The organism is Actinomadura geliboluensis (genome assembly GCF_043197915.1).
In the GTDB taxonomy this organism is placed as follows: domain Bacteria; phylum Actinomycetota; class Actinomycetes; order Streptosporangiales; family Streptosporangiaceae; genus Spirillospora; species Spirillospora geliboluensis.
This window is the reverse complement of sequence record NZ_JBICUA010000001.1, coordinates 1-24803: the sequence shown is the minus strand read 5'-3', so window position 1 is coordinate 24803 and position 24803 is coordinate 1. Positions and strand designations below refer to the sequence as shown.

Genomic DNA, 24803 nt, shown 5'->3' with positions numbered 1-24803 from the left:
GCGAGAAGTTGCCGGTGACCTCTTGACACCGAGCGTGGCGCACGTCACGGTGTACGACATTAACTGACGCATCAGTCAAACAACCCCCGGAACGGGAGGGTCGATGAAGACCACCAGGTTGCTCGCCATCGCCTCGGCGGCGGGCTTGGCCGTCGCGTTGAGCGCCTGCGGCGGCGGCTCCGGCGCCTCCGATTCGTCGCTCACGGTGACCATGTGGGGCGGGGCCGCCCAGAAGGCGCACGTCGACTCCTACTTCACCCCCTGGGCCAAGACCAAGGGCGTCACGATCAAGCAGGACTCTCCCACCGACTACGCCAAGATCAAGGCGCAGGTGGAGGCGGGCAAGGTCACCTCGGGGCCGACCGAGGTGGAGCCGAACTTCGCGAACACGGCCTGCGAGGGCGGGCTGCTGGAGAAGCTGCCGCAGGACATCCTCGACAAGGCCAAGGCGACGGGCGTCGCCGAGAACCAGATCGGCCCGTGCGCCATCCCGATCCTGCAGTACTCCTTCACGATCGCGTACAACTCCAAGACCTTCTCGGGCGCGCACCCGACGACGTGGGCCGAGTTCTTCGACACCCAGCGCTTCCCCGGCAAGCGGGGCTTCTGGAAGTACGCGACCGGCGGCATGTTCGAGGCCGCGCTCCTCGCGGACGGCGTCAAGCCCGACCAGCTCTACCCGCTCGACATCGACCGGGCCTTCAAGAAGCTCGACTCGATCAAGCGCGACATCGTCTTCTTCGACACCGGCGACCAGATGACCCAGATGCTGGCCAGCGGTGAGGCGCCCCTCGTCCAGGCGTGGAGCGGCCGGATCTTCCAGGCCCAGCAGGCGGGGGAGAAGGTCGCGAACGAGTGGAAGGAGAACCTGGTCTCCTACGACCAGATCGTGGTGCCGAAGGGCTACCCGAACAAGGACCTCGCCTTCGAGTGGATGCGCTGGTTCCTCGACAACCCCAAGGCGCAGGCCGCGGACGCCGAGGCGTCGATCTACGGCCCGGCCAGTGCGAAGGCGCTCGACCTGGTGCCGGAGAACGTCCGCAAGGAGCTGCCGGGCTTCCCCGCCAACGCGCAGAGCTCCGCGGGTCTCGTGGACTACGCCTACTGGGCCAAGAACTACGACGGTGTGACCGAGCGACTGAACGCGTGGATCGCCAAGTGACGTCGGCCACCGCTGACTCCTCGGCGGGCAGGGTCCGGGGGCGGCCCCGCCCGCTGCGGCTGCCCCGCTGGACGCGCTTCGACGGCTGGGGCGTCCTGGTCCTGCCGCTGCTGGTCTTCCTCGTCCTGGTGTTCGTGGTGCCGCTCGTCGTCATGCTGTCCCGCAGCCTGACGGACCCGACCGTCGGCCTCCAGAACTACCGCGACGTCTTCGCGAACGCCGTGTACCCGCGCGTCCTCGGCAACACGTTCCTGATCGCGGCGATCGTCACGGTGGTGACGCTCGCGCTCGCCTACCCCTACGCCTACCTCATGACGCTCGTCGGGCCCGGCTGGCGGATGATCATGCTGGGGCTGGTCCTCGTCCCGTTCTGGACGAGCATCCTGGTGCGCAGCTTCGCGCTCGTGCTCTTCCTCCGGGACACCGGCGCCTTCAACTCGACGCTCCAGTCGCTCGACCTCGTCGACCAGCCGATCCCGCTGATCCGCACGCTCACCGGCGTCGTCTTCGGCATGGTGCAGGTCGCGCTGCCCTTCGCGGTGCTGCCGATCTACGCGACCATGCAGGGCATCGACCGGCGGCTGCTCCAGGCGGCGGAGTCGCTCGGCGACCGCCCGGCCGGCGCGTTCTGGCGGATCTTCGTGCCGCTCAGCGCGCCCGGCGTCGCGGCGGCGGTGCTGCTCACGTTCGTCCAGGCGCTCGGGTACTACATCACCCCGGCGCTGCTCGGCGGCCCGAAGAACACAATGATCGGCGAGCTGATCGTGCAGCAGGTCAGCACCGTGCTCCGGTTCGGCTTCGCCGCGGCCCTCGCGACGATGCTCCTGCTCACCACCCTCCTCCTGCTCGTGGTGGCCGGACGGTTCGTCGACCTCCAGAAACACCTGATGCGGCAGCCATGACAAAGATCCTCACCCGTGCCGGACTCGTGACCCTGGCCGCCGTCGTCGGCGTCTACCTCGTCCTGCCGGTCCTCATCGTCGTCCCGATGTCGTTCTCGGACAGCTCGTTCCTGTCCTTCCCGCCCGGCGAGATGTCGCTGCGCTGGTTCCGCAACATCCTGGACGACCCGGTCTGGATCGACTCGGCCCTGGCGAGCCTCAACGTCGCGCTGCTGTCGTCGGTCTGCGCGGTCGTCCTCGGCGTCCTCGCGGCCCTCGCCCTGGTGCGCGGCAGCCTCCCGTTCCGCAACACGATCATGGCGGTGCTGCTGGCGCCGCTGATCGTCCCCTACGTCATCGTCGGCCTGGCGGCCTACATCGCCTTCCTGGAGCTCGGGCTCACGCAGACGACGCTCGGCTTCGTCCTGGTCCACACGTGCCTGGCCGTCCCCTACGTCGTGATCAACGTCGTGGCGGGGCTGGTCTCGGTCGACCGGCGGCTCGAGATGGCCGCGATGAGCCTCGGCGCGGGACCGGTCACGACCTTCTTCAAGGTGACCCTCCCGCTCATCCTCCCGAGCGTCCTCGCCGGCGGGCTGTTCGCCTTCTTCATCAGCTGGGACGAGGTCGTCACCGCGATCTTCCTCTCCGGCCCGGAGATGACGACCCTGCCCGTCCAGATGTGGTCCGGCATCCGGGTCCAGATCGATCCCACCGTCGCGGCCCTCTCGACGCTGGTGCTGATCGTCATCTTCGGCTCCTTCATCGTCCTCGGCCTGACCCGGCTGATCCGGCAGGTCGCCCGCCGCCGCACGGCACGCCCCGCAACGAACACAGGTGCATGACATGACCGCAGCCCTAGAGACGACGCCCGCCCCGGCGTCGACCGGCGCCCCGATCTCCATCGGCGCAGTCAGCAAGGAGTACGGCGACAACACGGTGCTGGAGGCCGTCGACCTCGACGTCCGGGCGGGGGAGTTCCTGACCCTGCTCGGCGCGTCCGGCTCGGGCAAGTCCACCCTGCTGAACATCGTCGCCGGCTTCACCCGGCCCACGTCCGGGACCGTCGAGGTGGACGGCCGGGACATCACCTCCCTGCCGCCGCACAAGCGCGGCTTCGGGATGGTGTTCCAGCACTACGCGCTCTTCCCGCACATGTCGGTCGCCGACAACATCGCCTTCCCCCTCAAGCGGCAGAAGACCGCCAAGGCGGAGATCCGGCGGCGGGTCGCCGAGACCCTCGACCTCGTCGAGCTCGGCCACCTCGGCGCCCGCCGCCCGGCCGAGCTGTCGGGCGGCCAGCAGCAGCGCGTGGCGCTCGCGCGGGCGATCGTCTTCCGCCCCCGCGTGCTGCTCATGGACGAGCCCCTCGGCGCGCTCGACAAGCTGCTCCGCGAGCAGCTCCAGCTGGAGATCCGGCGGCTCCACCGGGAGATGGGCATCACCTTCGTCTTCGTCACGCACGACCAGGACGAGGCGCTGACGATGTCCGACCGGATCGCCCTGCTGCGGAACGGGCGCATCGTCCAGCTCGGCACGCCCGAGCAGCTCTACGCCGAGCCGAACAGCCGCTACAGCGCGGAGTTCGTCGGGGCCTCCAACGTCTTCACCGGCACCGTCCGGGGCGGGAGCTTCGTCGACGAGGACAGCGGCCGCAGCTTCCGGCTCGACGGGGCCGCGGACGAGGGCGGCGCGTCCCTGCTGATCCGGCCGGAACGTCTCGGCATCGCCCTCGCGGGCGACCCCGTCCCTGACACGATGGACCGCGTCGAGGCGATCGTGGAGGACTGCATCTACCTCGGCAGCAGCCGCACCGTCCAGCTGCGCACGGACGCCGGCCGGCGGCTGGTGGCGAGCACCGAGGTCCCCCGGACCCCGGACGGGGTGGCCCCCGGTGCGCGGGTGAACGCGTACTGGGACGTCCGCGACGCCTGTGTCCTCGACTGACCCGGAAGGAGTGAGCAGCATGACGAGCATGACGGGCGGCGAGGCACTCGTCGCCGCGCTGGCCGCGCACGGCGTGGACACGATCTTCGGGATCCCGGGGACGCACAACCTCACGGTCTACGCGGCCATGGCGCGGCACGGGATACGGCACGTCTCGCCGCGCCACGAGCAGGGCGCCGGGTACGCCGCGGACGGGTACGCGCGGTCGTCCGGACGGCCGGGCGTCTGCCTGACCACGACCGGCCCGGCGATCCTCAACGCGGCAGCCGCCGCGGCGCAGGCGTACTCGGACTCGGTGCCGGTTCTCTTCGTGTCGCCCGGGATGCCGCTGCGCCACCCGGGCCGAGGCAACGGCCTCCTCCACGAGGTCAAGGACCAGAGCGCCGCCATGGCGGCCGTCCTCGGCCGGAGCCACCGGGTGACGAGCGTCGAGGAGACCCCGCTCGCCGTGGCCCAGGCGTGGACGGACCTGGTGTCGGGACGCCCCCGCCCGGTCCATCTGGAGATCCCCCTCGACCTGCTCGAAGAGCAGGCGGACGTGACCGTGCCCGGTCCCGTCCCGGCCGCGGCCCGCACTCCGGCGGCGGAGGCGGTCGAGGCCGGAGCGGCGGCGTGCGCCGCCGCGCGGCGGCCGGTGCTCGTCGTCGGCGGGGGAGCGGCGCGCGCCGGCGACGAGGCGCTCTCCCTGGCGGAGGCGGTCGGCGCCCCGGTCGTGTCCACCGCCAACGGCAAGGGCGTCGTCCCGGAGGACCACCCGCTCTTCGTGGGCGCCGGGCTCCAGCACCGGTGCGTCCTGGAGCTCATGGACGACAGCGACCTCGTCATCGCGGTGGGGACGGAGTTCGCCCCGTCCGACTGGTGGATCGGGCTGCCCGATCTGTCCGGCAAGGTGCTGCGCGTCGACGTCGACCCGGCGCAGATCGTGACCAACGTGATCCCGGCGGTGTCCCTGGTCGGGGACGCCGCACTCGCGCTCAGCGCCCTGCTGGAACGGCTCGACGTCCCGGGGCCGGCGGACGCGCCGGAGCGGGCCGCGAGATGGCGCGACCTGCACCGGACGGCCGCACGGGAGGAGGGCGCGCCCTGGCTGCGGATCGTGTCCGCGATCGCTGAGGCGCTGCCCCGAGACGCGATCGTTGCGTCCGACAGCGCGATGGCCTGCTACTACGGCGCGCTGTCGAACCTGCCCCTGCACCGTCCTGGCGCCTTCCTCTACCCGACCGGGGGCGGCACGCTCGGCTTCGGCCTCCCCGCGGGCATCGGCGCCAAGACCGCCCACCCGGACACCGCCGTGCTCGTCCTGCAGGGCGACGGCGGCACGATGTTCACCGTCGCCGAACTGGCCGGGGCGGCCGAGCTCGGGATCGCGCTGCCCGTCGTCGTCGTCGACAACGGCGGCTACGGCGAGATCCGCAACGAGATGGCGGACCGGGACGAGCCGGTGCACGCCGTGGCCCTCGGCCGGCCCGACTTCCCCGCGCTCGCCCGCTCGCTGGGCTGCCGCGGCGTCCGGGTCGAGGACGCCGCCGAGCTGACCGGCGAGATCAAGGCGGCCCTGGACGCGGACCGCCCCACGCTCATCCACGTCCGCGAGGAGAGCCGCGCCGCGAGGGGCATGGCATGACGAAACCCGTCGCCGTCTACACCGACGTGGTCGACACGGACCCGGCACCCGGCGTGGAGCTGCTGGAGCGGGCCGGGTTCGCGGTGCGGTTCGCCCGCACGCCCGCGCCCGCGGACATCGTGGCCGCCGCCGCGGACGCGGACGCGCTCCTGCTCGGCTACGCCGAGGTCGGCCCGTCGCTCCTCGACGCGCTTCCCGGCGTGGGCATGGTCGCCACGCAGTCGGTCGGCTACGACATGGTGGACCTCGACGCCTGCCGCGAACGCGGTGTCTGGGTCGCCAACGTTCCGGGCGCCGCGACCGAGGAGGTCGCGTCCCACGCGCTCGCCATGACGCTCGCCCTGCTGCGCGGGCTGCCCCGGCTGAACCAGGACGTCCGCGCCGGGATGTGGGACGGCACGCGGCACGACCTGCGGCGGCTCTCGGAGACGACCGTCGGCGTCGTCGGCCTCGGGCGGATCGGACGCCGCTACGCCGGCTTCGTCCGCCCGCTCGCCGGCCGCGTCGTCGGGCACGACCCCGTCGCAGCCGAGGTAGACGGCGTTGAGCCGATGGAGCTCGACGCGCTGCTGGCGTGCAGCGACGTCGTCAGCCTGCACCTGCCCCTGACCGATGCCACCCGGAACCTGCTGGACGCTCGGCGGCTCGGCCTGATGCGCTCGGGCGCGGCGCTCGTGAACGTGTCGCGCGCGGGCCTCGTCGACCACCGCGCGCTCCTGCGGTGCCTGGACGAGGGCCGGCTGTCCGGCGCCGCCCTCGACGTGCTGCCGCAGGAGCCGCCCGAGCCAGGCGACCCGCTCGTCCGCCATCCCGGGGTGCTCGTCACACCGCACGCCGCGTACCTGTCGGCGGCCAGCACCCTTGACTACGTGCTCGAACAGGCCCGGAACGTCGTCGAGTGGCACGCCCGCGGCCGGCCCGTCTCCGCCGTCCTCGAAGGGCGGCGGAGAGGGCCGGGCGCGGGGCCGCGACCGGCGCTGGACTGAGCCGCGGCCGTCTGACAACCTGACCATTTACAGCACACGAGGTGAGAACGGATGCCACGACCGAGCGTCGTAGCGGAGCGTCGCGACCAGATCCTGAGGGCGGCCTGCGAGGTCGTCAGCGAGCGGGGTTACAAGGCGCTGCGCGTGACCGACGTGGCCAGGCGCGCCAAGATCAGTACCGGCTCCGTCCACTACTACTTCGAGACGAAGCGCGACCTCGTGCACGCCGCGTTCGAGTACAACTTCACCCGTTCGCTGGAGCGCCGCAAGCAGATCCTGGACCGGCATCCCAACGCCCGGGACCGGCTGCGCGCGTTCGTCGACTCCTACCTCCCGCACGACGAGGAGACCGCGGCCGCCTGGCGCATCTGGGCCGAGACCTGGGTCGAGGCGCTGCACGACCCCGACCTCCGCGAGCTCAACGAGCGGATCTACGGCGAGTGGCGCAGCGTGATCGCCGAGATCATAAGGGCCGGCCAGGCCGAGGGTCTGATCGTCCAGGGGGACCGGGTGCTGCTCGCGAACGCCCTGGTCAGCATGATCGACGGCCTTGCGATCCAGGCCCTCGTCGGGTCCCGGCACATGACGATCGAGCGGATGCAGAGCGTGTGCGACCATCTGCTCGCGACGATGTCGACCGAGCCCGCCCAGGCCGCCGTCGGCTGAGCGCCCCCCGGCCCTCCTCCGGACGCCGCGCGCCCGGGCGCCCCTCCGCCCGGGCGGCCGCGCGGTCCGCCCCCTGAAACCTCTTGACAGCCTGTTGCGCCCTGCCCCACGATCACACAAACATAACTGACGGGTCAGTTAAATTTCATCGGGAGCCCCTCCATGTCCTACGACCTCACCGACGGGATCGAGCTGAGCGACGAACAGCGCGAGTTCGTCACGCTCGCCCGCGACTTCGCCCGCAACGAGATCCGCCCCCGCTCGCGCGCCGTCGACGAGGCGGACACCGAGGCCCCCATGGACCTGTGGGCCAAGGCCGCCGAGATCGGGCTCGCGGCCTACATGCTGCCCGCCGAGTACGGCGGCGGCGGCGTGACCGACCTCGTGACCCAGTGCCTCGTCCAGGAGGAGCTGTGCCACGGCGACATCGGCATCGCCAACTTCCTCACCTCCAGCTCGTTCTTCGCCGACCCGATCCTGTCCCTCGGCAGCGAGGAGCAGAAGCGCAAGTGGATCACCCCGCTCACCGGCGCCACGCCGCCGGTCACCAGCGTCGCCGTCACCGAGCCCGGCGTCGGGTCGGACGCCGCCGCCCTGCAGACGCGCGCGGTCCGCGACGGCGACCACTACGTCCTCAACGGATCGAAGACGTGGATCTCCAACGCCCCCCTGTCGCAGTACTTCGTCGTGTTCGCCACCGTCGACCCCGCCCTCCGCTCCCGCGGGGTGACCGCGTTCGTCGTCGAGCGCGACCGCGAGGGCCTCACGGTCGGCGCGCCCATGCGGAAGTACGGCCAGCGCGGCACCCTGAACGCCGAGGTCTTCCTGGAGGACGTCCGCGTCCCGGTCGAGAACCGGCTCGGCGAGGAGGGCAAGGGCTTCTACGGGCTCATGCACACCTTCGACGCGTCCCGGATCCTCATCGGCGCGGCCGCGACGGGCCTGGCCCGCGCGGTGCTGGAGGACGCCGTCCGGTACGCCCGCGAGCGGGTCCAGTTCGGCAAGCCGATCATCGAGCACCAGGCCGTGGCGTTCCGCCTCGCCGACATGGCCGCGAAGACCGACGTCTCCCACCTCGTCACCATGCGGGCCGCCCGGCTGTACGACGCCGGCGCGCCGGTCACCGCGGCCTCGGCGGTCGCGAAGCTGACCGCCTCGGAGAACGCGACGTGGGTGGCCAACGCCGGGCTGATGACGCACGGCGGCTGGGGCTACTCGCGGGAGTTCATGGTCGAGAAGTGGCTGCGGGACGCCAAGCTGGAGGAGCTCGAAGAGGGCACCTCCGACATCCAGCGCCTCATCATCTCGCGCGCCGTGGCCGGGCGATGAGCGACGCCCTGTCGGTCTTCTCCGACCCGAAGTCGGTCGCCGTCGTCGGCGCCTCCCCCGACCCCGCCAAGTGGGGCCACTGGATCGCCCGCGGGGCCCTCCGCGGCGCCCACCGGCGGGACGTCCACCTCGTCAACGCCAAGGGCGCCACGATCGAGGGCGTCCAATCGGCCCGGTCGCTCGGCGAGCTGCCGTCGGTGCCGGAGCTGGTCGTCCTCACCACCCCGGCGCGGACGATCCCCGCCGTCGTGGACGAGGCGCTCGCCCTGGGCGTCAAGGGGTTCCTCGGGATCACCGCCCACATCGACCTCGCCAACGGCGAGGCCGGGCTGGAGCGCCGGCTCGCCGACCGGATCCGCCGGGCCGGCGCCCGGATCGTCGGGCCGAACTGCCTCGGCCTGTACGACGCGGACGCCGAGCTGGAGCTCGCCTGGGGCACGTTCGTCCCGGGGGGCATCGCGATCGTGTCGCAGTCCGGGCAGCTCGGCCTGGAGATCGCCGGGCTCGCGGCCCACGCGGGCCTCGGCGTCTCCCGGTTCGTCTCGGTCGGCAACCAGGTCGACGTCACCGCGGCCGACCTGCTCGCCGACCTCGTGGCGCACGAGGCGACCCGGACCGTCGTCCTCTACCTGGAGAGCTTCGGCGCGGGACGCGACCTCGTGGACGTCATGGCCCGGCTCCGCGCCGCGGGCAAGCGGGTCATCGTCCTCACGGTGGGCGCCAGCGACGCGAGCCGGGCCGCGGCCCGGTCGCACACCGGCGCGCTGACGGCCTCGACCGACGTCGTCGCGGCGGCCTGCCGGGCGGCCGGAGCCGTCCTCGTGGACACCCCCGCGCAGGCCATCGACCTCGCGCACCTGCTGGCCGGCGGACCGCTCCCCGCCGGGGACCGCGTCGCGATCGTCAGCGACAGCGGCGGCCAGGGCGCCCTCGCCGCGGACGTGATGGCCCGCCACCGGCTCACCGTGCCCCGGCTCTCGGACGCGACGCGGAGCGCCGTCTCCGCCCTGCTGCCCGAGGGCGCCGGGGCCGCCAACCCCATCGACCTCGCCGGAGCGGGCGAGCAGGACCTCGACACCTACGCGCGCATCGTCGACGTGCTCCTGCGCAGCGGCGAGGTGGACGCGGTCGTGCTGTCGGGCTACTTCGGCTGCTACGGCGCCGACACCCCGACGCTCGTCGAGCGGGAGCTGGAGGTGGCCGCGTCGCTCGGGCTGTCGGCCGCCGAGCACGGGCGCCCGGTGATTGCCCACAGCATGAGCCACGACTCGGAGGCGGTGCGGGAGCTGCGCGCCCGCTCCGTCCCCGCGCTGTTCACCATCGACGCGGTGGCGCGGTCGCTCGGGCTCGCGGTCGAACTCGTCCGCTCCGCCCCGCCGGAGGACGCCGCGGGACCCGCCGCCCCCGCCGCGCCGCTCGGCGGCGCGGCCGAGGCGCTTCCGTACCTCGCGGGACGCGACCTCCTCGCCGGCGCGGGCCTGGACTACCCGCGCGCGGCCGCCGTCCGGACCCCGGCGGACGCCGCCGCGGCGGCGCAGGCCATGTCGGGTCCGTTCGTCCTCAAGGCCGGATGGCTGGAGCACAAGACGGAGGTCGGCGGAGTGGTGGTCGGCCTGACCGGCCCGGACGCCGTCGGCGCCGCCCTCACCGACATGGTCGCCCGGCTGGGCGAGGGCGACTACGTCCTTGAGGAGATGGACGCCCGCACCGACGCCGTCGAACTCATCGTCGGCGCCCGCCGGGACGATGCCTTCGGACCCGTCGTCCTCGTCGGGATCGGCGGCGTCCAGGCCGAGGTGTACCGGGACGTCGCGCTCGCGCTCGCGCCCGTCGGCGCCGCCGAGGCCCGCCGCCTCGTGGAGTCGCTCGCCGGGCTGCCGCTGCTCACCGGGTTCCGCGGCCGCCCGGCCGTCGACCTCGACGCGGTCGCCGAGAGCGTCGCGGCCGTGTCCCGCCTCATCGCGGACGACCCGGGCGTCGCCGAATGCGAGGTCAACCCGCTGCGCGCCGGGCCCGGCGGCGCGATCGCCGTCGACGCCCTCGTCCTCGCCGCCGCGCCGGCCCCGACCCCGACCACCGACCAGTGAGGGAAGCCATGATCGAGAAGTCTCCGCTCGCCGAGTTCGCCGGCCAGGTCGCCGTCGTCACCGGCGGCGGTTCGGGCATCGGCCGCGCCGTCGCCGTCCGCTACGCCGCCGGGGGCGGGAACATCGTCGTCATCGGCCGGCGCGCCGAGCCCCTGGCGGAGACCGCCCGCATGGCCGAGAGCCTCGGCGCCGAGGCCGCGGTCGTCACCTGCGACGTGCGCGACGCCGACGCGCTCACGGCCGCGATCGACGGCGTCGCGGCCGAGCACGGACGCATCGACGCGATGGTGAACAACGCGGCGGGCAACTTCGTGTGCCCGGCCGAGGACCTCTCGCCCGGCGGCTGGCGCGCCGTCGTCGACATCGTCCTCAACGGCACCTTCTACGGCACCCGCGCCGCGGGCCGCCACATGCTCGCCGCGGGCCGGGGCGCCATCCTCAACGTCATCGCCAGCTACGCCTGGCACGGGCACCCCGGGACCGTCCACAGCGCGGCGGCGAAGGGCGGCGTCCTCGCGATGACGCGCACCCTCGCCTCCGAGTGGGGCGGACGGGGAGTGCGGGTCAACTGCATCTCCCCGGGCCCCACCGAGACCGAGGGCGCCGGCGCCGCACTCTGGCCGACCGAGGAGGACCGCCGCCGCGTGCTCGACAGCGTCCCCGCGAACCGGTTCACCACCCCGGAGGAGGTGGCCGAGTCGGCGGCGTTCCTGCTCGACCCCCGGCGCGCCGCCTACATCACCGGCGACGTCCTGTCGGTGGACGGCGGCCAGTGGCTCGGCAAGGTCGTCTACTCCGACTCCTCGGCACGGGCATGAGCGCCCGGCGGGCCGGCCGCCCCGAATGGGCGCGGTCGGCGGTGTACATCGGCGGCCGGTGGCGGGAGACGGCGGGCGGCCGGACCACGGAGGTCGAGGACCCGGCGACCGAGGCGCCGATCGGGACCGCCGCCGACGCCGGGGCCGAGGACGCCGATGCCGCGGTGTCCGCCGCGGCGGCGGCCTTCCCGTCCTGGTCGGCCATGCCGCCGCGCGAGCGGCTGGCCGTGCTCGGACGCGTCCACACCGCCCTCGAACGCCGGCGCGACCTGCTCGTGGAGACGACCGTCGCCGAGATCGGCGCGCCGCTCCGCGTGGCCCGGGAGGCGCACATCGACACGGGACTGGACGTCCTGCGCGCCTACCTCGACGCCGCCGCCGACCTCGCCTGGGAGGAACGCGTCGGGAACTCGCTCGTCCTGCGCGAGGGGATCGGCGTCGCCGCCTGCGTCACCCCGTGGAACTACCCCTTCTACCAGGTCCTCGCCAAGATCGGCGGCGCCCTCGTCGCCGGCGCCGCCGTCGTGCTCAAACCGGCCGAGCTGACGCCGCTGTCGGCGTACCTGCTCACCGACGCGATCGACGAGGCCGGCGTCCCGCCGGGGGTCTTCAACCTCGTCCCCGGCCCGGGACGGGTCGTCGGGGAGGCCCTCGCGGGCCACCCGGACGTGGACGCGATCTCCTTCACCGGCTCCACCCAGGTCGGCGCCCGCGTCGCGGCCGTCGCCGCCGCGGGCATCAAGCGCGTCAGCCTCGAACTCGGCGGCAAGTCCGCGAGCGTCATCCTCCCCGGGGCCGACCTTGAGACGGCCGTGCGCGCGTCCGTCGACGCGGCGATGCTCAACTCCGGGCAGACCTGCACGGCCTGGACCCGGCTCCTCGTGCCCCGCGCGGACCTCGACACCGCGCTGCGCCTCGCCGCCGCGCGTGCCGACGCGCTCGTCGTCGGCGACCCGGCCCGTTCCGAGACCGACCTCGGGCCGGTCGCGTCGGCGGCCCAGCGGCGGACCGTCACGGGCTTCATCGAGCGGGCCGAGGCCGCCGGCGCGCGGATCGTCACCGGCGGCGCGGAGCGCCCGGCGGGACTGCCGCGCGGCCACTACGTGCGCCCGACCGTCGTCACCGATGTCGCGCCCGACGCGGAGATCGTCCAGGAGGAGGTGTTCGGGCCCGTCCTGACCGTCCAGCCCTACGACGGCGTCGAGGAGGCGGTCGCGCTCGCCAACGGCACGCCCTACGGGCTGGCCGGCGCCGTGTGGGGGCCGGACCGGGACGCGGCCGTCGCCGTCGCCCGCCGCCTGCGCACCGGCCAGGTCGATGTCAACGGCGGCGCCTTCAACCCGGCGGCGCCCTTCGGCGGCTACGGCCGTTCCGGCAACGGCCGCGAGCTGGGCCGCTGGGGGATCGAGGAGTTCCTGGAGACCAAGGCGCTGCAACTGTGACCGCCCGTGTCCGCCCGGCGTGACGTCCGGCTGACGCTCGCGGGCGGCGTGCTCGTGGCCGTCACCGCGGTGTGGGGCTCGACCTTCCCCATCTCCAAGGACCTGCTCACCCGGCTGCCGGTCCCGGACTTCCTGGCGCTCCGGTTCCTCACGGCCGCGCTGGTCGTCGGGCTCGTGCGCCCGGCGGCGGTCCTGCGCGCGGGCTGGCGCGTCGTCGGCGTGGGCGCCGGGCTCGGGCTCGCCTACTTCACCGGCCAGTACCTGCAGTTCGTCGGGCTCAAGCACACCGCGCCGACCGTGTCGGCCTTCGTCGTGTCCATGTACGTGGTGTTCACGCCGCTCCTGGCCTGCCTGTTCGCACGTAAGCCGCCGTCCGTCCGGACGAGCGCCGCGACGCTTCTCGCCACCGGAGGCGTCGCGGCCATGTCCCTGCGGGGGTTCTCCCTCGGCTGGGGCGAGATGCTCACGCTCTTCGCCGCTCTGCTGTACGCCGTCCACATCCTCGCGCTCGGACGCTGGTCGCAGGCGCGAACCGCCTACGCGCTCGCCGTCGTGCAACTGGGGACCATGGGGTTCGCCTTCCTCGCCGTCGCGTCCGTCGACGGGGTGCAACTGCCGGAGTCCCGGGACGTCCCGGCCTTCCTCTATCTGGCGATCGTCGCCGGCGGCATCGCGCTGCTCGGGCAGACCTGGGCCCAGGCCCACCTCCCGGCGTCGACGGTCTCGATCACCATGGTCCTGGAGCCGGTGTGGGCCGGCGTCATCGGCCTGTCCGTCTTCGGTGAGCGCCTTGACGCGCGGATCGTCCTCGGCGGGATGCTCATCCTGTCCGCGCTCGTCGTGATCAACGCGCGCGGCTTCGACATCGCCAGGCGCCCCAGATGGCGAAGACGCGCGGCCGACCTGGATCGTCCAGCGAATACTCGGGTCGGCGCGGGGTAGCAGCCGCCTGTGGCGGTACCTGATCTTGGCTCTGCCGCACCCGCACTTGGGAGGGACGGACCATGACCGCCACCGGCCGTACCGGCGCCACGTCCATGCCGGCCAGCCTGCAGTTGCCCGGTATCACGCTGGGGGTCGGCCTCGGCGGCTTCGTCGACGGCATCCTGCTGCACCAGCTCCTCCAGTGGCACCACATGCTCAGCAGCACCGACACCGCCCGTATAGGGGTGAAGTACTACGACCCCCACACGGTCTCCGGGCTGGAGATGAACACGCTGTGGGACGGCTTGTTCCATGTGGTGTGCTGGCTGGCAGTGCTCGCCGGGCTGTCCATCTTGTATTCGCGTGTCACCCATCGGCGCCGCCGGGTGTGGACCTCCCAGGTGCTGTGGGGATGGGTGCTGGTCGGCTGGGGCCTGTTCAACGTCGTCGAAGGCGTCGTCGACCACCAGATCCTCGGCATCCACCACGTGCACGGCGGCCCGCTCCAGATCTGGTGGGACGTCGGCTTCCTGCTCCTGGGGGCGGTGCTGGTGGCCGTCGGATGGCTGGTGCAGCGCACCGGCACCCCGTTCGACCCCGAGCCCGATGCCTCCTTCCGGCCGTGGAGCCCGTGATGCACCATCACTCGCCGGCGCACGACGGCGGGGGATGGGGCACCGTGCTCGCGGTGGCCGGCGTGGTCGCCCTCGCGGTCGCCTACGTGCTGCTGGCACACCGCGGACCCGGCAGGAAGGCCGGCTCCCGAGACTGGTGGCGCACGGCGATGTTCCTGACCGGATGCACCCTGTTGGCGGTGGCACTCCTACCGCCGATCGCTCCGTGGGCGCACGAGGACTTCCGCGGTCACATGCTCCAGCACATGATGCTGGGAATGTACGCGCCGCTGGCCCTTGTCCTGGGCGCCCCGATCACCGTGCTCCTGCGTGCGCTGCCCACCGACTGGGCCAGGGACCTGACCGGCGTACTGCGCAGCAGGCCGATGAGGGTCTTGGCCCACCCCGTCGTCGCGCTGACGCTCAGTACCGGCAGTCTGGCGGTGCTGTACTTCACCCCGCTGTACGACGCCACGACCACCCGTCCGGCACTGCACTGGCTGATGCACGCGCACTTCGTGCTCTCGGGATTCCTGTTCGCGTGGGTCATCGCCGGGCCCGATCCCGCGCCTTCACGGCCCCGGGTCAACGCGCGGCTGCTCGTTCTCGGCGTCGCCATCGCCCTGCACGCCGTCATCGCCCAGCTCATGTACGGCGGGTTCCTCATCGACGTGCACGCCCCCATCGCCGAAGTCCGCGGCGGCGCGGAGATCATGTACTACGGCGGAGACATCGCCGAACTCCTGCTCGCCGCCGCCCTCGTCGCCACCTGGCGCCCCGCCCGCCGCGCCGCCGTCCGGCGGCGCAAATGGCGCGTTTCCGGCGGGCCCGCCCCGGCGGCGGCGCGGCTCAGGCCCGAGTGGGGTGCCATTCGAACATCAGGATCGTGGCGTCGTCGTTGAGACGGGGGAAGGGCGGGAGCCGACGATCGGCGTCGACGCCGCCGAGAAGGGTACGACGGGCAGAGCCTGCTGCTAAGGCGTATTTCTTGCTGTCACAGGTCCGGTTCGTCCTGGTCGACCAGCACGGGACCGCCCGCCACTACCGGATCAACCAGGCATGCGTGGCCTGCTTCCCCACCGCCGCCGACCTGGTCATGGGACGCCCCGCGCCGGCCACCCCGGCCTGCCCGCCCGAAGGAGGCACCTGATGCCCGACTCCAGCACCGGCGATCCCGTCGAGGCCATCGTCGCGCGGTACTCCGGCCTGGACCTGGGCTCCGGCGGCGGCCTGGACGTCCTGCTGTCCGCACGCCGTGTCGGCCCTGGCGGAACCGCCTACGGTCTGGACGCCGGCGACGACATGCTCACCCTCGCCCGCGCCAACGCCGCCCGGGCCGGAACCGACAACGCGCCGCGGACAAGCGCCGCGTGCTCGCCGAAGCCTTCCGCGTACTGCGCCCCGGCGGACGATTCGCCGTCAGCGACATCATCACCGAAGCTGGCCTCGACCCCGCCGAACGCACCGCCGCCGAACGGCGCCTCGGCTGCGCCGCCTCCACACTCACCGCCGAGGAGTACCACCGCGAACTCCGAACGGCCGGGTTCACCGCCGTCGGCATCACCACGACCACCGGCACCGGCGGGCTGAACGCGGCCATCGTCCACGCCGTCAAACCCGCCGACTAGCAGGACGCATGCCATGCCATCCCATCAGCATCACGACGACCCCGGCATCACCATCCGAGCCATGCGGCACCGGGACGCCGACCAGGTCCTGGCGATCTACCAGCAAGGCCTGGACACCGGACACGCCAGCTTCGAGACGACCGCCCCCACCTGGCAGGCGTTCGACACCGCCAAACTCGACCAGTACCGGTACGTCGCGACCGATGCCGCCGCGGACCCGGGAAAAACAGTGCTCGGCTGGATCGCCGCCAGCCCCGTCTCCGACCGCTGCTGCTACGCCGGAGTAGTCGAGCACAGCATCTACATCTGCCCCCACGCCCGCGGCCAAGGCATCGGGGCCGCGCTGCTGACCGCATTCATCGCCGCCACCGAAGCCAACGGCATCTGGACCGTCCAGACCGGCATCTTCCCCGAGAACACCCCCAGCCTCCGGCTCCACGCCAAGGCCGGCTTCCGCACCGTCGGCACCCGCCGACGCCTCGGCCGCCTCCACGGCCAATGGCGCGACGTCGTCCTCCTCGAACGCCGCAGCCCCACCGTGCTGTGACCTCGCGGAGCTCGTACCGACCAGCGGGGTCCAGGTCCTGGCCCAGACGATCTGGAACTAGCGCAGGTTGCGGCTACGGGGGTGTGCAGGGGTGCCGTCTGTTGATCACGAGCCTTGGCTGCCGCCTGGTTGTGTCATCTTCGCGTGGGCGGGGGTGGGGGGCGGAGGGCGATGATGGGTGCGCAGGCGCTGTCTGGCGGGGTGGTTGTGCGTCGGTCTTCGGCGAGTTGGACCAGGCGGGCGGCGGTGTCGGCGAACAGCAGTAGTTGGCGGGCGGTGGAGGGGCTGAACGGCTCGGCGTTCGGCCGTGCGAGGACGGCGAGGACTCCGTGGGTGGCCTCGCCGTTGTCCAGCGGCAGGATCAGGATCGGACCGGCCGGTAGGTCGCTGAGCGTCTGATCGGTGACGATCCGCGCCGACAGGGCCCGGCGGGAGCTGAACGCCCGACCGAGCATCGACCGTCCGCGCCGGACCGTCAGCCCGCGTATCCGGTCGCTGCCGACGCCGACCGCGACATCGATCCGCAGGGTGTGGGCCTCTTCGGCGGGCAGGGCGACGAATGCCAGTGGAACGCCTGCCATGGAGCGGGCCCGCTCGGTCACGAGCTTCAGCAGGCTGGGCAGGGTGGTCCCGTTCAGGACCGCCGCCATCAGGTCGAACGAGGCGGCCAGCCGCCGCCGGTCGGCCGCGCCCCGGGACATGCCCGATGGGCCCCAGACGGTCGCCGGTAGTTCGTCGCCGGTCATGTCGTCATCCCGCTCTCTTCTCTGGCCGGGCGGTGGCCGAGCCTCGATGTCGCGGACCTCCGATCTGCACTGGCCGAGGCCCGTTCGGTGCTGTGAGCGCCTGCGCGTGGTCACGCCGCGGTCGACCGGATGTCCGGACTGGCGTCCTGGGCGTCGGTGGCGGAGGAACCGACCAAGAACACGCGGTGCAGTCCGGTGGCCCGCAGCAGGTCGGCCGGCTGGGGGCGGGGGCGGGCGAGGGTCAGGGTGGTGCCGGTCGCTTCGGCCCGGTGGTGTGCGCCGACGAGCATCGCCAGTCCGGACGCGTCGCAGAACGTCACGTCCGACAGGTCGACGGTCACGTAGGCGCCGCTGTCCCGCAGCGCGGCGTACAGGCGTTCACGCAGGAACGGGGTGGAGGTGGCGTCGAGACTGCCGCTGATGGCGATGACGGTGCGGTCGTTGAGCCGTTCAAGGGTCAGGCCGATGTGTTCGGCACTGTGGTCGGCCGTGCGGACGAGGTGGTGTTGCGGCGTCATGGCGCCGGACCTGTCTGGGCTGGAGCGCCCGAGCTTGGAGAAACCAGGGGATGCGCGCTTGGCCGCCCGCATCGAGAAGACCCTCGTCGCGATGAGTCTACGCGCTTGCCTTGCCCCGCGCTGTGTGTGAGGCTTCGCTCGGCCCTGACTTCAGAGGTGAGCCCGGGCTCGCGGACTCCAGCGGAGCGCCCTCGACCCGCGCCCGGCACGAGAACGATGAATGGCGCCGGGATGGGGAATCGCTCTGAAGGCGCCGGCTTCGGGCGGCCTGAACTGCCCGCCGCCGCGAGCCCGCCGGTACCGGAAGACCAGGACGAGCAGGAAGGCGCCGGTGGCGAGGGCGTTCGGACGCAGTGCGTTCTCGATCCGATCCAGTTGCGGCTCGGACCGCGAGCGTCCGTCCGCCTCGCTTCTGGGCGGAATCCACCATCGCTCTCCCGCCCTGGCCGGGCGCGGGTACCAGACGCGCGACGGCGCGGTCGGCCGCGGCCCGCTCGCCCTCACTCACGGGCGTCGAGCCGCAACGGCATCCGGTACATCCGCTCCTTCATGCGGCGGCCGACGGACGCGACCCGCTCAGACCACTGATCCATCGCTGGTATTCGGCGCCCAGGGGGGAGCCCTGAGCAGGGCACGCGTCCGATGGACGGCTCGCGCGCGGAGTGTCCGGGATGTGCCGAGGGGAATGGGTTTGGTGTCCGATCGGGGGGATGAGCATGACCGGGCAGGTGGACGATCGGCCGGGCGCCGTTCTTGATCGTTTGGTGGAGGCGATGAACTCCGGGGTGCTGGCGACCGACGAGCGCGGCCGGATCACGGCGTGGAACCCGCGGGCCCGGGAATTGCTCGGCTACACCCGCGATGAAGTGCTGGGCAGGCCGATGCACCGGCTCTTGCACCGGGACGCGGACGGGCACGTCCCCCCCGAAGAGGACTGCCGCCTCATGCGCGGGCTGCGCACCGGCGTTCCCGATCACGGGAACGGCCACCTGTTCGCCCACCGGGACGGGCGGCTGATGATGTGCTCGTGGTCGTCCGCGCCGATCTACATCGGGGACCCGGGCCGGACCGGGCCCGTGGACGGGGCGGTGGCCGGGCTGGTCATCGTGTTTCAGGACGCCGCCGACCGGGTCGAGGCCGAGCGCGAGCGGCGCGAGCAGATGGCGCGAGTGCAGCGGGCCAATTCCCGGTTGAGGCTGGTCGCCGAGATCACGACGGTGCTGTCGTCCACGCTGAACGAGCAGGAGGCACTGCGGCGGCTGGTCCGGCTCGTGGTTCCCCATCTGGGGGACTGGGCCGAGGTCGATCTGCTGGTTCGCGACGGCCGCGTGGAGCGGGTGGCCGCGACGCACCACGAACTGTCCGCCGCCGACCTCGCCGGGCTTGAGGGGCCGCTTCCGCCCCTCCCGCGCGTGCCGCGGGGACCGCTGGCCCAGGTGCTGCGCGGTGGCGCGGCGGTCGTGGTCGGCGGCGAGGCCGACGTGCGCTCCGACGAACCGCTGGACGCCGCCCAGCGCGAACTCTTCCAGGTCATGGACGCCCAGAGCGCGATCATCGCCCCGCTGGCCGCCCGAGGTGAGACATACGGCGCGCTGACACTGGGCTACTCCCGCCCAGGGCACGGCTACGGTCCGGAAGACAGGCTCGTCGTCGAGGACGTCGCGCGCCGCACCGGCCTGGTCCTGGCCAACGCCCGCCTGTACGCCGGGCAGCGCAACACCACCGAGGCGATGCAGCGCAACCTCCTCACCCCTCTGCCGCAGCCGGGCGAGTTGCGGCTGGAGGCCCGGTACGTGCCCGCGACCCAAGTCAGCTGGATCGGCGGCGACTGGTACGACGCCTTCACGCTGCCCGACGGCGCCCTCGGAGTGGTCATCGGGGACATCGTGGGCCACGACCTGCAGGCGGCGGCCCGCATGGCCCAGGTCCGCAACATGCTCCGGGCCCTGGCCTGGGACAAGACCGCGCCGCCCAGCACCGTGTTGGCCCGCCTGGACGGCGTCATGGCCGCCGTCAGCGACGCCGACCTGGCCACCGGGGTGTTCGGCCGCATCGAAGAGGTCTCCGGCGGGCGGTGGCGGCTGCGCTGGTGCAACGCCGGCCATCCACCGCCGCTCCTGATCACCGGTGACGGCGGCACGCATTTCCTGGACGAGCACGGAATGCTCCTCGGCGACCCCGACCTCACCGGGACTCGTCCCGACGGCGCCCGTATCCTTCCGCCCCTGTCCACACTGCTGCTCTACACCGACGGCCTCATCGAGACCCACGACAGCGACCTGTCCGACCGCCTCACCAGCCTCCGCCGCCACGGTTCCCACCTGGCCCGGCTTCCCCTGCCCGACCTGTGCGACCGGCTCCTGGAGCGCATAGAGCCCAGCGGCGAGGACGACGTCGCGCTCCTCGCCCTCCGCATCCCCGGCTGACGGCCGCGGGCACGCGCACACTCCGCTGGCGGGCCGCAGGGCCAGAAGCCGGGGCCGCGGAACGGTCGGGTGATGGGCCGTCGTGAGAGCGGCGGCTCAGGGGCGGGCGGTGGAAATGTCGCAGGAGGCCGGGATCTCCTCCGGCAGTGCGAAGCCGGCCCCGGCGGCCGCGACCATGTGGCCGACGCGGGGGAGCCGGCCCACTTCGATCTCCCGGCCCAGGACGGCGATGCGCCACCGGAAGCCCGCGCCGGGTCCAAAGGTGTCCGGCCGTGAATCACTGCGACGCGCGTAGACTGCGGTCATCCGGCCAATGACGTCGTCCCGCCCGGCTGACTCGCCATACCGGCTCTTGCAGGGAACGCCGTGCCCCTTCCGGAACCCGCCCGCCGCGACCGTGCTCTGCGACCGTCCCCCATGAGCCCTGCCGGACCTCTGGCGATCATCGCTGTGGCGGTCATCGTCCTCACGGTGTTGTGGAAGACCGCCACGCCGCTGATGGCGGTCATCATGGCCGCGGCCGCTCTGCTCGCCGGAGTGATCCTGCTCGTCCTGATGTACGGGACGACGCCGCGCCGACGCCGTGAAGGCGCCCGTTCGCCGGGACTGTGGCGGCGTCGCCGATGCTGAGACTCCGCCGTATCCGGCGGAGGTGAAGACCGCACAGCCGCCGCGGCGACGTCCGGCAGCGCGGCCCGGCCGCAGCCCGGTAGCGGTCGCGCCGCGTTCCGGATCATCTGACGTGCAACGTGGGTGGTGCCGCTCAGCGAAGACCAACATAAGTACAGTAAACGGCAATTGTAATTTGCCGCCCTCTGTCCGGAAGTCGGCAAATTGTGAGTATCATGTAGATATCTGATAAACGGGGGCATTGTTTCTATGTGGCTCAAGTAGCCGGTCGCCTTGAGAATCACTTCTGCCGCATCTGTTGGGGTAGCGAAGCATCAGGTCGGCCCCGTCCCCGCCGACAACGCACCGGGGGACGCCGTCCGCGCCTCCCGGGAGAGGGGCGCAGACCTATGCGGACCACTGCCGAACGAAGAACGACCATCAGCTTCTCTCCGTCCATGCCTCCTCGGCTGGCGATGCGGCCGCCGGCCCCGACCGCCCAGGCTGATCCGATGCAAGACGGGCGCACGCTGCTGGACGGTGTCTGGTGGCCCCGCTCGGCCGATCCGGCCATGGAGTTGCCCGGGCTGGTCCTGGCACTGCAAGCGCAGGGTCCATCCGACGAGCATCGCCCCATCGTCCACATCATGCTGCGCGCGACCGACTGGGCCGCCCATCCGCGCCGGCTGCGCGTCGACGGCCCAGAGGACACGAGGGAGGTGCTGCTCAGCTGGTTCGGCAACCTTCGCGCCGGACTGCTCACCGCGATCTATGCCGACGGCCGTCGCGTCGACCTGCTCACCGTCCCGGCCTCAACCGACGATGCGGCGGCACGGGCCACGTTGGAAACAGCCGCCCGCCCCTGAGATGCCGACCATCCCCCGCGTTCTGCGTCGGGAGCACCCACCCTGCACGCGAACCGGACGCCCCCCGGCCTGTGAGGCACCAGCGGACGCGCTGGTGCCCGTAGGCGTAAGAGCAGCGTGCCGCCGATCCAGGCCCGCCCAGTTCGGGGAGGAGCGGACGACCCTGAATCAGCCGGTGCGGCCCCCAGCAGCGACCGGCCGCTCCCCAGCCGAACTGGGCGACCTCGTTTCTGGACACAGGGACTCCGCGCCCGATTCATCACTCGCGCCGATGACCGTCGCGTCCATGGGAACTCTCAGAGACAGCGAGGCCTGCCTGCGGGCCTACACGCGGAACACCGTTAGAGGGGTTCGCTGGTCCAGCTCCAGACGCCTCCCTCGCGTCGCGGGCGGACGAGTTGCGCGCCGCTGGAGTCGGCGAGCTGCGCGACGGTCTGGATCAGCCGGCGGTGGAAGTCGTCGGGCGGGCGGGCGCCGGACGAGCCTTCCAGCAGGGTCACACTGACCTTGGCGTCATCGCGCAACTGCGCGGTGAGTCGTCCGGTCCCGTCCAGCCGGAGCATCACGATCGCATCGGCGCGGACCATGTCATGGCCCCCACCGGCCTCGATCCAGACCTGGTGCATCGTTGCGCTCACCGGCCCCATCTCCTCGGCTCAGGCTGTCCTTCAGGCCCTCACCACCCAACATAGGGGGCCCGGCATCATGTCGTCACGGACGCGGTGACGATGGTCACTCCACGCTCTCTCGGCTGCACGGCATGCGAGGCCCGAAGAGACGGATGGACGGCCCTGCGGATCTGCCTGACCTATGGTGGATGACCTGCGCCGACGGCTCACCGCGCGCTCCCAGCCGCCTGGGAACGCGGTCGACCGGGGTACGTGGTGTTCGTGCTGGACGCCTTCTCCCGCCGCATCGTGCGCTGGCAACTGGCCGACCACCTGCGCACCGACCCTCCGCTGGACGCGCTGGAGATGGCGTTGTGGCAACGCGGCCGCAACCGGCCAGTGCAGCCTCCGCACTCACCCGGATCGAGGTCGCCCTCGTGGAGCGCGAGCGCGAAGACGGCGCCCGGCACGTCCTCACCCGGCTGCGCAAGCAGACACGCACCCCCGACGGCGCGCTGACACCGACACGCTGTCCCGCCTCCAGGGCGGGACAGCGTGTGGAATCAGGCCGGGACTAGAGCCGGCAGGGCGAACAGGCCCGACAGGCGGGTCAGCCTCTCCGGCACGACCCGGTAGTACACCCACGTGCCGCGCCGCTCGCCCTCGATGAGCCCGGTCTGGCGCAGCACCTTCAGGTGGTGGGAGATGGTCGGCGCGGTGAGGTCGAACGCGCCGGTCAGGTCGCACACGCACGCCTCGCCCCCGTCCACCGAGGCGATCATGTTCAGCAGACGCAGCCGCACCGGGTCGGACAGCGCCTTGAACACCTTGGCCAGTTCAGTGGCCTCGGCCTCGCTCAATGCGGGACCGCTCAATGGTGCGCAGCAGGCGGGGTCGGTCACGTCCTCAAGCTTCAGCATCTTAGACATGCATCTAATTTGACATCTATCTATCCAGTGATGCAAACTGGCGCCTGCTTAGACGGGCATCGAAACAAGGGGTTGCCATGAATGACGAGGCCGGACGACCGGAGAGCTGCTGCGGTGTCAGCGCGTGCTGCACCGACGCCGAGCAGGCCGCGGACCCTGGTGTCACCGCCGGGGACGGAGAGCTCGACGGACTGCCGGTCGTGGTGATCGGTGCCGGGCCGGTCGGGCTGGCGGCCGCCGCCCATCTGGCCGAACGTGACCAGGAGTTCCTGGTGCTGGAGGCCGGGGGAGAGGTGGGCGCGGCGATGTCGGAGTGGGGGCATGTGCGGTTGTTCTCGCCGTGGCGGTACGACACCGACGCCGCCGCCCGGCGGCTTCTGGAGCCGACCGGATGGCGTCTGCCCGACCCGCAGGCCCTGCCTACGGGTGCCGAACTCGTCCGCGACTACCTGGCGCCGCTCGCTCAGGTTCCCGCGCTGGCCGGACGGATCCGCACCGGCACCCGCGTGGTGGCCGTGACCCGGCAGGGCGTGGACGTGACCCGCACGGTCGGGCGTGCGGAGCGTCCGCTGCTGGTCCGCGCCATTGGTGAAGACGGAGCCGTGGACGACATCGCCGCCCGCGCGGTCATCGACGCGTCCGGCACCTGGGGCCGCGGCAACCCGCTCGGCCACTCGGGCCTGCCCGCACCCGGCGAGGACCGGGCCGCCGCCCGCGTCACGGGCCCGCTGCCGGACGTGCTGGGCCGCGACCGGTCCCGCTTCGCGGGCCGCCGCGCCCTGGTGGTCGGGATGGGCCACTCGGCCGCCAACACCCTCCTCGCCCTGGCCGAACTCGCCGAGAACGAGCCCGGCACCCGCGTCACCTGGGCGGTGCGCGGCGCATCGGTCGCCCGGCTCTACGGCGGCGGCGACGCCGACGGCCTCCCCGCGCGCGGCGCGCTCGGCACCCGCCTGAAGGCGGCCGTGGAGAACGGTGAGATCGACCTGGTCCGCGGCTTCACCATCACCGGCCTCGCCGCCCCGGACGGTGAAGCCGGAGCCGTCCAGGTCAACGGCCAGACGGCGGACGGCCCGCGCGTCCTGGAAGCCGACATCGTCGTCGCCGCGACGGGGTTCCGGCCCGACCTGGACATGCTGCGCGAGGTCCGGGTCGAGCTCGACCCCGCCACCGAGGCGCCGGTCAGGCTCGCGCCGATGATCGACCCCAACTTCCACAGCTGCGGGACCGTCCCGCCGCACGGGGAACGCGACCTCGCCCACCCCGAGCCCGGCTTCTACCTGGCCGGGATGAAGAGCTACGGCCGCGCCCCCACCTTCCTGATGGCCACCGGGTACGAGCAGGTCCGCAGCATCGTCGCCGCGCTCGCCGGCGACCGCGAAGCCGCCGACACCGTCCACCTCGACCTCCCCGAGACCGGCGTGTGCTCCACCAGCCTGGTCACCG

General features: G+C 72.4%; 26 protein-coding genes and 1 pseudogene. 22 read left to right on the top strand and 5 right to left on the bottom strand.

All coding sequences use genetic code 11. The features are described from left to right. Positions 1-103: 103 nt before the first annotated feature. The 18 genes and pseudogenes from ACGFI1_RS00135 (at position 104) to ACGFI1_RS00050 (ending at position 16655) form a co-directional block, all read left to right on the top strand. Positions 104-1162, top strand: coding sequence for an ABC transporter substrate-binding protein (locus tag ACGFI1_RS00135; protein WP_138633858.1), 1059 nt, complete (start codon positions 104-106; stop codon positions 1160-1162). After that, positions 1159-2064, top strand: a complete 906-nt coding sequence (locus ACGFI1_RS00130) for an ABC transporter permease (protein WP_386868305.1) — start codon at positions 1159-1161, stop codon at positions 2062-2064. Before ACGFI1_RS00135 ends, ACGFI1_RS00130 begins: the two co-directional genes overlap by 4 nt. Then, complete coding sequence (locus ACGFI1_RS00125) at positions 2061-2888, top strand: ABC transporter permease (protein ID WP_138633864.1); 828 nt, start codon at positions 2061-2063, stop codon at positions 2886-2888. Before ACGFI1_RS00130 ends, ACGFI1_RS00125 begins: the two co-directional genes overlap by 4 nt. Before the next feature lies 1 nt (position 2889). After that, on the top strand, positions 2890-3990 hold the full coding sequence (locus ACGFI1_RS00120; RefSeq protein WP_138633867.1) for an ABC transporter ATP-binding protein: 1101 nt from the start codon (positions 2890-2892) through the stop codon (positions 3988-3990). 19 nt (positions 3991-4009) lie between these two features. After that, complete coding sequence (locus ACGFI1_RS00115; protein WP_392781527.1) at positions 4010-5614, top strand: thiamine pyrophosphate-binding protein; 1605 nt, start codon at positions 4010-4012, stop codon at positions 5612-5614. After that, entirely contained in the window at positions 5611-6600 is a 990-nt protein-coding gene (locus ACGFI1_RS00110) for a C-terminal binding protein (RefSeq protein WP_392781524.1), read from the top strand. The genes ACGFI1_RS00115 and ACGFI1_RS00110 overlap by 4 nt, the downstream gene beginning before the upstream one ends. A 51-nt stretch (positions 6601-6651) precedes the next feature. Next, positions 6652-7266, top strand: coding sequence for a TetR/AcrR family transcriptional regulator (locus tag ACGFI1_RS00105; protein ID WP_392781521.1), 615 nt, complete (start codon positions 6652-6654; stop codon positions 7264-7266). A 162-nt stretch (positions 7267-7428) separates the two neighbouring features. After that, positions 7429-8595 (top strand): acyl-CoA dehydrogenase family protein, encoded by a 1167-nt coding sequence (locus tag ACGFI1_RS00100; protein WP_138633880.1) that lies wholly within the window; start codon positions 7429-7431, stop codon positions 8593-8595. Further along, positions 8592-10682: an acetate--CoA ligase family protein gene (locus ACGFI1_RS00095; protein WP_392781518.1), complete on the top strand. Its 2091-nt coding sequence runs from the start codon at positions 8592-8594 to the stop codon at positions 10680-10682. The genes ACGFI1_RS00100 and ACGFI1_RS00095 overlap by 4 nt, the downstream gene beginning before the upstream one ends. A gap of 8 nt (positions 10683-10690) precedes the next feature. Next, positions 10691-11500: an SDR family oxidoreductase gene (locus ACGFI1_RS00090; protein WP_392781516.1), complete on the top strand. Its 810-nt coding sequence runs from the start codon at positions 10691-10693 to the stop codon at positions 11498-11500. After that, positions 11497-12942 carry an aldehyde dehydrogenase family protein gene (locus ACGFI1_RS00085; protein ID WP_392781513.1) on the top strand — a complete coding sequence of 482 codons (1446 nt, stop codon included), beginning with the start codon at positions 11497-11499 and terminating at the stop codon, positions 12940-12942. The genes ACGFI1_RS00090 and ACGFI1_RS00085 overlap by 4 nt, the downstream gene beginning before the upstream one ends. 6 nt (positions 12943-12948) lie before the next feature. Next, the gene (locus ACGFI1_RS00080) at positions 12949-13884 is read left to right on the top strand and encodes a DMT family transporter (protein WP_392781510.1); all 936 of its coding nucleotides are present in this window, start codon (positions 12949-12951) and stop codon (positions 13882-13884) included. Positions 13885-13946: 62 nt separating this feature from the next. Further along, the gene (locus ACGFI1_RS00075; protein WP_138633895.1) at positions 13947-14501 is read left to right on the top strand and encodes a DUF2243 domain-containing protein; all 555 of its coding nucleotides are present in this window, start codon (positions 13947-13949) and stop codon (positions 14499-14501) included. Beyond that, positions 14501-15382 (top strand): cytochrome c oxidase assembly protein, encoded by an 882-nt coding sequence (locus tag ACGFI1_RS00070; protein WP_392781507.1) that lies wholly within the window; start codon positions 14501-14503, stop codon positions 15380-15382. Before ACGFI1_RS00075 ends, ACGFI1_RS00070 begins: the two co-directional genes overlap by 1 nt. A gap of 86 nt (positions 15383-15468) precedes the next feature. After that, on the top strand, positions 15469-15630 hold the full coding sequence (locus ACGFI1_RS00065) for a hypothetical protein (protein ID WP_392781504.1): 162 nt from the start codon (positions 15469-15471) through the stop codon (positions 15628-15630). Further along, a pseudogene (locus ACGFI1_RS00060) lies at positions 15630-15818 on the top strand (methyltransferase domain-containing protein); the annotation flags it as partial. The gene ACGFI1_RS00065 and the pseudogene ACGFI1_RS00060, both read left to right, overlap by 1 nt. A gap of 32 nt (positions 15819-15850) precedes the next feature. Beyond that, positions 15851-16108 (top strand): hypothetical protein, encoded by a 258-nt coding sequence (locus ACGFI1_RS00055; RefSeq protein WP_392783251.1) that lies wholly within the window; start codon positions 15851-15853, stop codon positions 16106-16108. 13 nt (positions 16109-16121) lie between these two features. Then, complete coding sequence (locus tag ACGFI1_RS00050) at positions 16122-16655, top strand: GNAT family N-acetyltransferase (RefSeq protein ID WP_392781501.1); 534 nt, start codon at positions 16122-16124, stop codon at positions 16653-16655. A gap of 134 nt (positions 16656-16789) precedes the next feature. Here the strand turns inward: ACGFI1_RS00050 and ACGFI1_RS00045 are convergent, their stop codons facing one another. After that, positions 16790-17401 carry a GAF domain-containing protein gene (locus ACGFI1_RS00045; RefSeq protein WP_386868278.1) on the bottom strand — a complete coding sequence of 204 codons (612 nt, stop codon included), beginning with the start codon at positions 17399-17401 and terminating at the stop codon, positions 16790-16792. A gap of 110 nt (positions 17402-17511) precedes the next feature. Then, entirely contained in the window at positions 17512-17919 is a 408-nt protein-coding gene (locus tag ACGFI1_RS00040) for an STAS domain-containing protein (RefSeq protein WP_386868276.1), read from the bottom strand. Positions 17920-18629: 710 nt separating this feature from the next. On the opposite strand from ACGFI1_RS00040, the gene ACGFI1_RS00035 reads away from it, so the two are divergent. Beyond that, a complete protein-coding gene (locus ACGFI1_RS00035) occupies positions 18630-20345 on the top strand; it encodes a SpoIIE family protein phosphatase (protein ID WP_392781498.1) in 1716 nt (571 codons plus the stop codon). Positions 20346-20441: 96 nt separating this feature from the next. Here the strand turns inward: ACGFI1_RS00035 and ACGFI1_RS00030 are convergent, their stop codons facing one another. Then, a complete protein-coding gene (locus ACGFI1_RS00030) occupies positions 20442-20651 on the bottom strand; it encodes a hypothetical protein (protein ID WP_386868272.1) in 210 nt (69 codons plus the stop codon). A 144-nt stretch (positions 20652-20795) separates the two neighbouring features. On the opposite strand from ACGFI1_RS00030, the gene ACGFI1_RS00025 reads away from it, so the two are divergent. Together ACGFI1_RS00025 and ACGFI1_RS00020 are read left to right on the top strand one after the other, a co-directional pair. Further along, the gene (locus ACGFI1_RS00025) at positions 20796-20975 is read left to right on the top strand and encodes a hypothetical protein (RefSeq protein WP_386868270.1); all 180 of its coding nucleotides are present in this window, start codon (positions 20796-20798) and stop codon (positions 20973-20975) included. A 491-nt stretch (positions 20976-21466) separates the two neighbouring features. Further along, positions 21467-21820: a DUF5994 family protein gene (locus ACGFI1_RS00020; RefSeq protein WP_392781494.1), complete on the top strand. Its 354-nt coding sequence runs from the start codon at positions 21467-21469 to the stop codon at positions 21818-21820. A 341-nt stretch (positions 21821-22161) separates the two neighbouring features. On the opposite strand, the gene ACGFI1_RS00015 is transcribed toward ACGFI1_RS00020, so the two are convergent. Both ACGFI1_RS00015 and ACGFI1_RS00010 read right to left on the bottom strand, forming a co-directional pair. Further along, entirely contained in the window at positions 22162-22458 is a 297-nt protein-coding gene (locus ACGFI1_RS00015) for a hypothetical protein (protein WP_386868266.1), read from the bottom strand. Between the two features lie 533 nt (positions 22459-22991). After that, positions 22992-23357, bottom strand: coding sequence for an ArsR/SmtB family transcription factor (locus ACGFI1_RS00010; protein ID WP_386868263.1), 366 nt, complete (start codon positions 23355-23357; stop codon positions 22992-22994). Positions 23358-23434: 77 nt separating this feature from the next. On the opposite strand from ACGFI1_RS00010, the gene ACGFI1_RS00005 reads away from it, so the two are divergent. After that, the coding region (locus ACGFI1_RS00005; RefSeq protein WP_392781489.1) for an FAD-dependent oxidoreductase at positions 23435-24803 on the top strand (1369 nt) is incomplete at its 3' end.

Bases quoted from the DNA above. Each gene is read 5' to 3' on its own strand.
- ACGFI1_RS00135 (WP_138633858.1), top strand. From the start codon at position 104: ATGAAGACCACCAGGTTGCTCGCCATCGCCTCGGCGGCGGGCTTGGCC.
- ACGFI1_RS00125 (WP_138633864.1), top strand. From the start codon at position 2,061: ATGACAAAGATCCTCACCCGTGCCGGACTCGTGACCCTGGCCGCCGTC.
- ACGFI1_RS00120 (WP_138633867.1), top strand. From the start codon at position 2,890: ATGACCGCAGCCCTAGAGACGACGCCCGCCCCGGCGTCGACCGGCGCC.
- ACGFI1_RS00115 (WP_392781527.1), top strand. From the start codon at position 4,010: ATGACGAGCATGACGGGCGGCGAGGCACTCGTCGCCGCGCTGGCCGCG.
- ACGFI1_RS00110 (WP_392781524.1), top strand. From the start codon at position 5,611: ATGACGAAACCCGTCGCCGTCTACACCGACGTGGTCGACACGGACCCG.
- ACGFI1_RS00105 (WP_392781521.1), top strand. From the start codon at position 6,652: ATGCCACGACCGAGCGTCGTAGCGGAGCGTCGCGACCAGATCCTGAGG.
- ACGFI1_RS00100 (WP_138633880.1), top strand. From the start codon at position 7,429: ATGTCCTACGACCTCACCGACGGGATCGAGCTGAGCGACGAACAGCGC.
- ACGFI1_RS00095 (WP_392781518.1), top strand. From the start codon at position 8,592: ATGAGCGACGCCCTGTCGGTCTTCTCCGACCCGAAGTCGGTCGCCGTC.
- ACGFI1_RS00090 (WP_392781516.1), top strand. From the start codon at position 10,691: ATGATCGAGAAGTCTCCGCTCGCCGAGTTCGCCGGCCAGGTCGCCGTC.
- ACGFI1_RS00085 (WP_392781513.1), top strand. From the start codon at position 11,497: ATGAGCGCCCGGCGGGCCGGCCGCCCCGAATGGGCGCGGTCGGCGGTG.
- ACGFI1_RS00075 (WP_138633895.1), top strand. From the start codon at position 13,947: ATGACCGCCACCGGCCGTACCGGCGCCACGTCCATGCCGGCCAGCCTG.
- ACGFI1_RS00070 (WP_392781507.1), top strand. From the start codon at position 14,501: ATGCACCATCACTCGCCGGCGCACGACGGCGGGGGATGGGGCACCGTG.
- ACGFI1_RS00050 (WP_392781501.1), top strand. From the start codon at position 16,122: ATGCCATCCCATCAGCATCACGACGACCCCGGCATCACCATCCGAGCC.
- ACGFI1_RS00045 (WP_386868278.1), bottom strand. From the start codon at position 17,401: ATGACCGGCGACGAACTACCGGCGACCGTCTGGGGCCCATCGGGCATG.
- ACGFI1_RS00040 (WP_386868276.1), bottom strand. From the start codon at position 17,919: ATGACGCCGCAACACCACCTCGTCCGCACGGCCGACCACAGTGCCGAA.
- ACGFI1_RS00035 (WP_392781498.1), top strand. From the start codon at position 18,630: ATGAGCATGACCGGGCAGGTGGACGATCGGCCGGGCGCCGTTCTTGAT.
- ACGFI1_RS00030 (WP_386868272.1), bottom strand. From the start codon at position 20,651: ATGACCGCAGTCTACGCGCGTCGCAGTGATTCACGGCCGGACACCTTT.
- ACGFI1_RS00020 (WP_392781494.1), top strand. From the start codon at position 21,467: ATGCAAGACGGGCGCACGCTGCTGGACGGTGTCTGGTGGCCCCGCTCG.
- ACGFI1_RS00010 (WP_386868263.1), bottom strand. From the start codon at position 23,357: ATGTCTAAGATGCTGAAGCTTGAGGACGTGACCGACCCCGCCTGCTGC.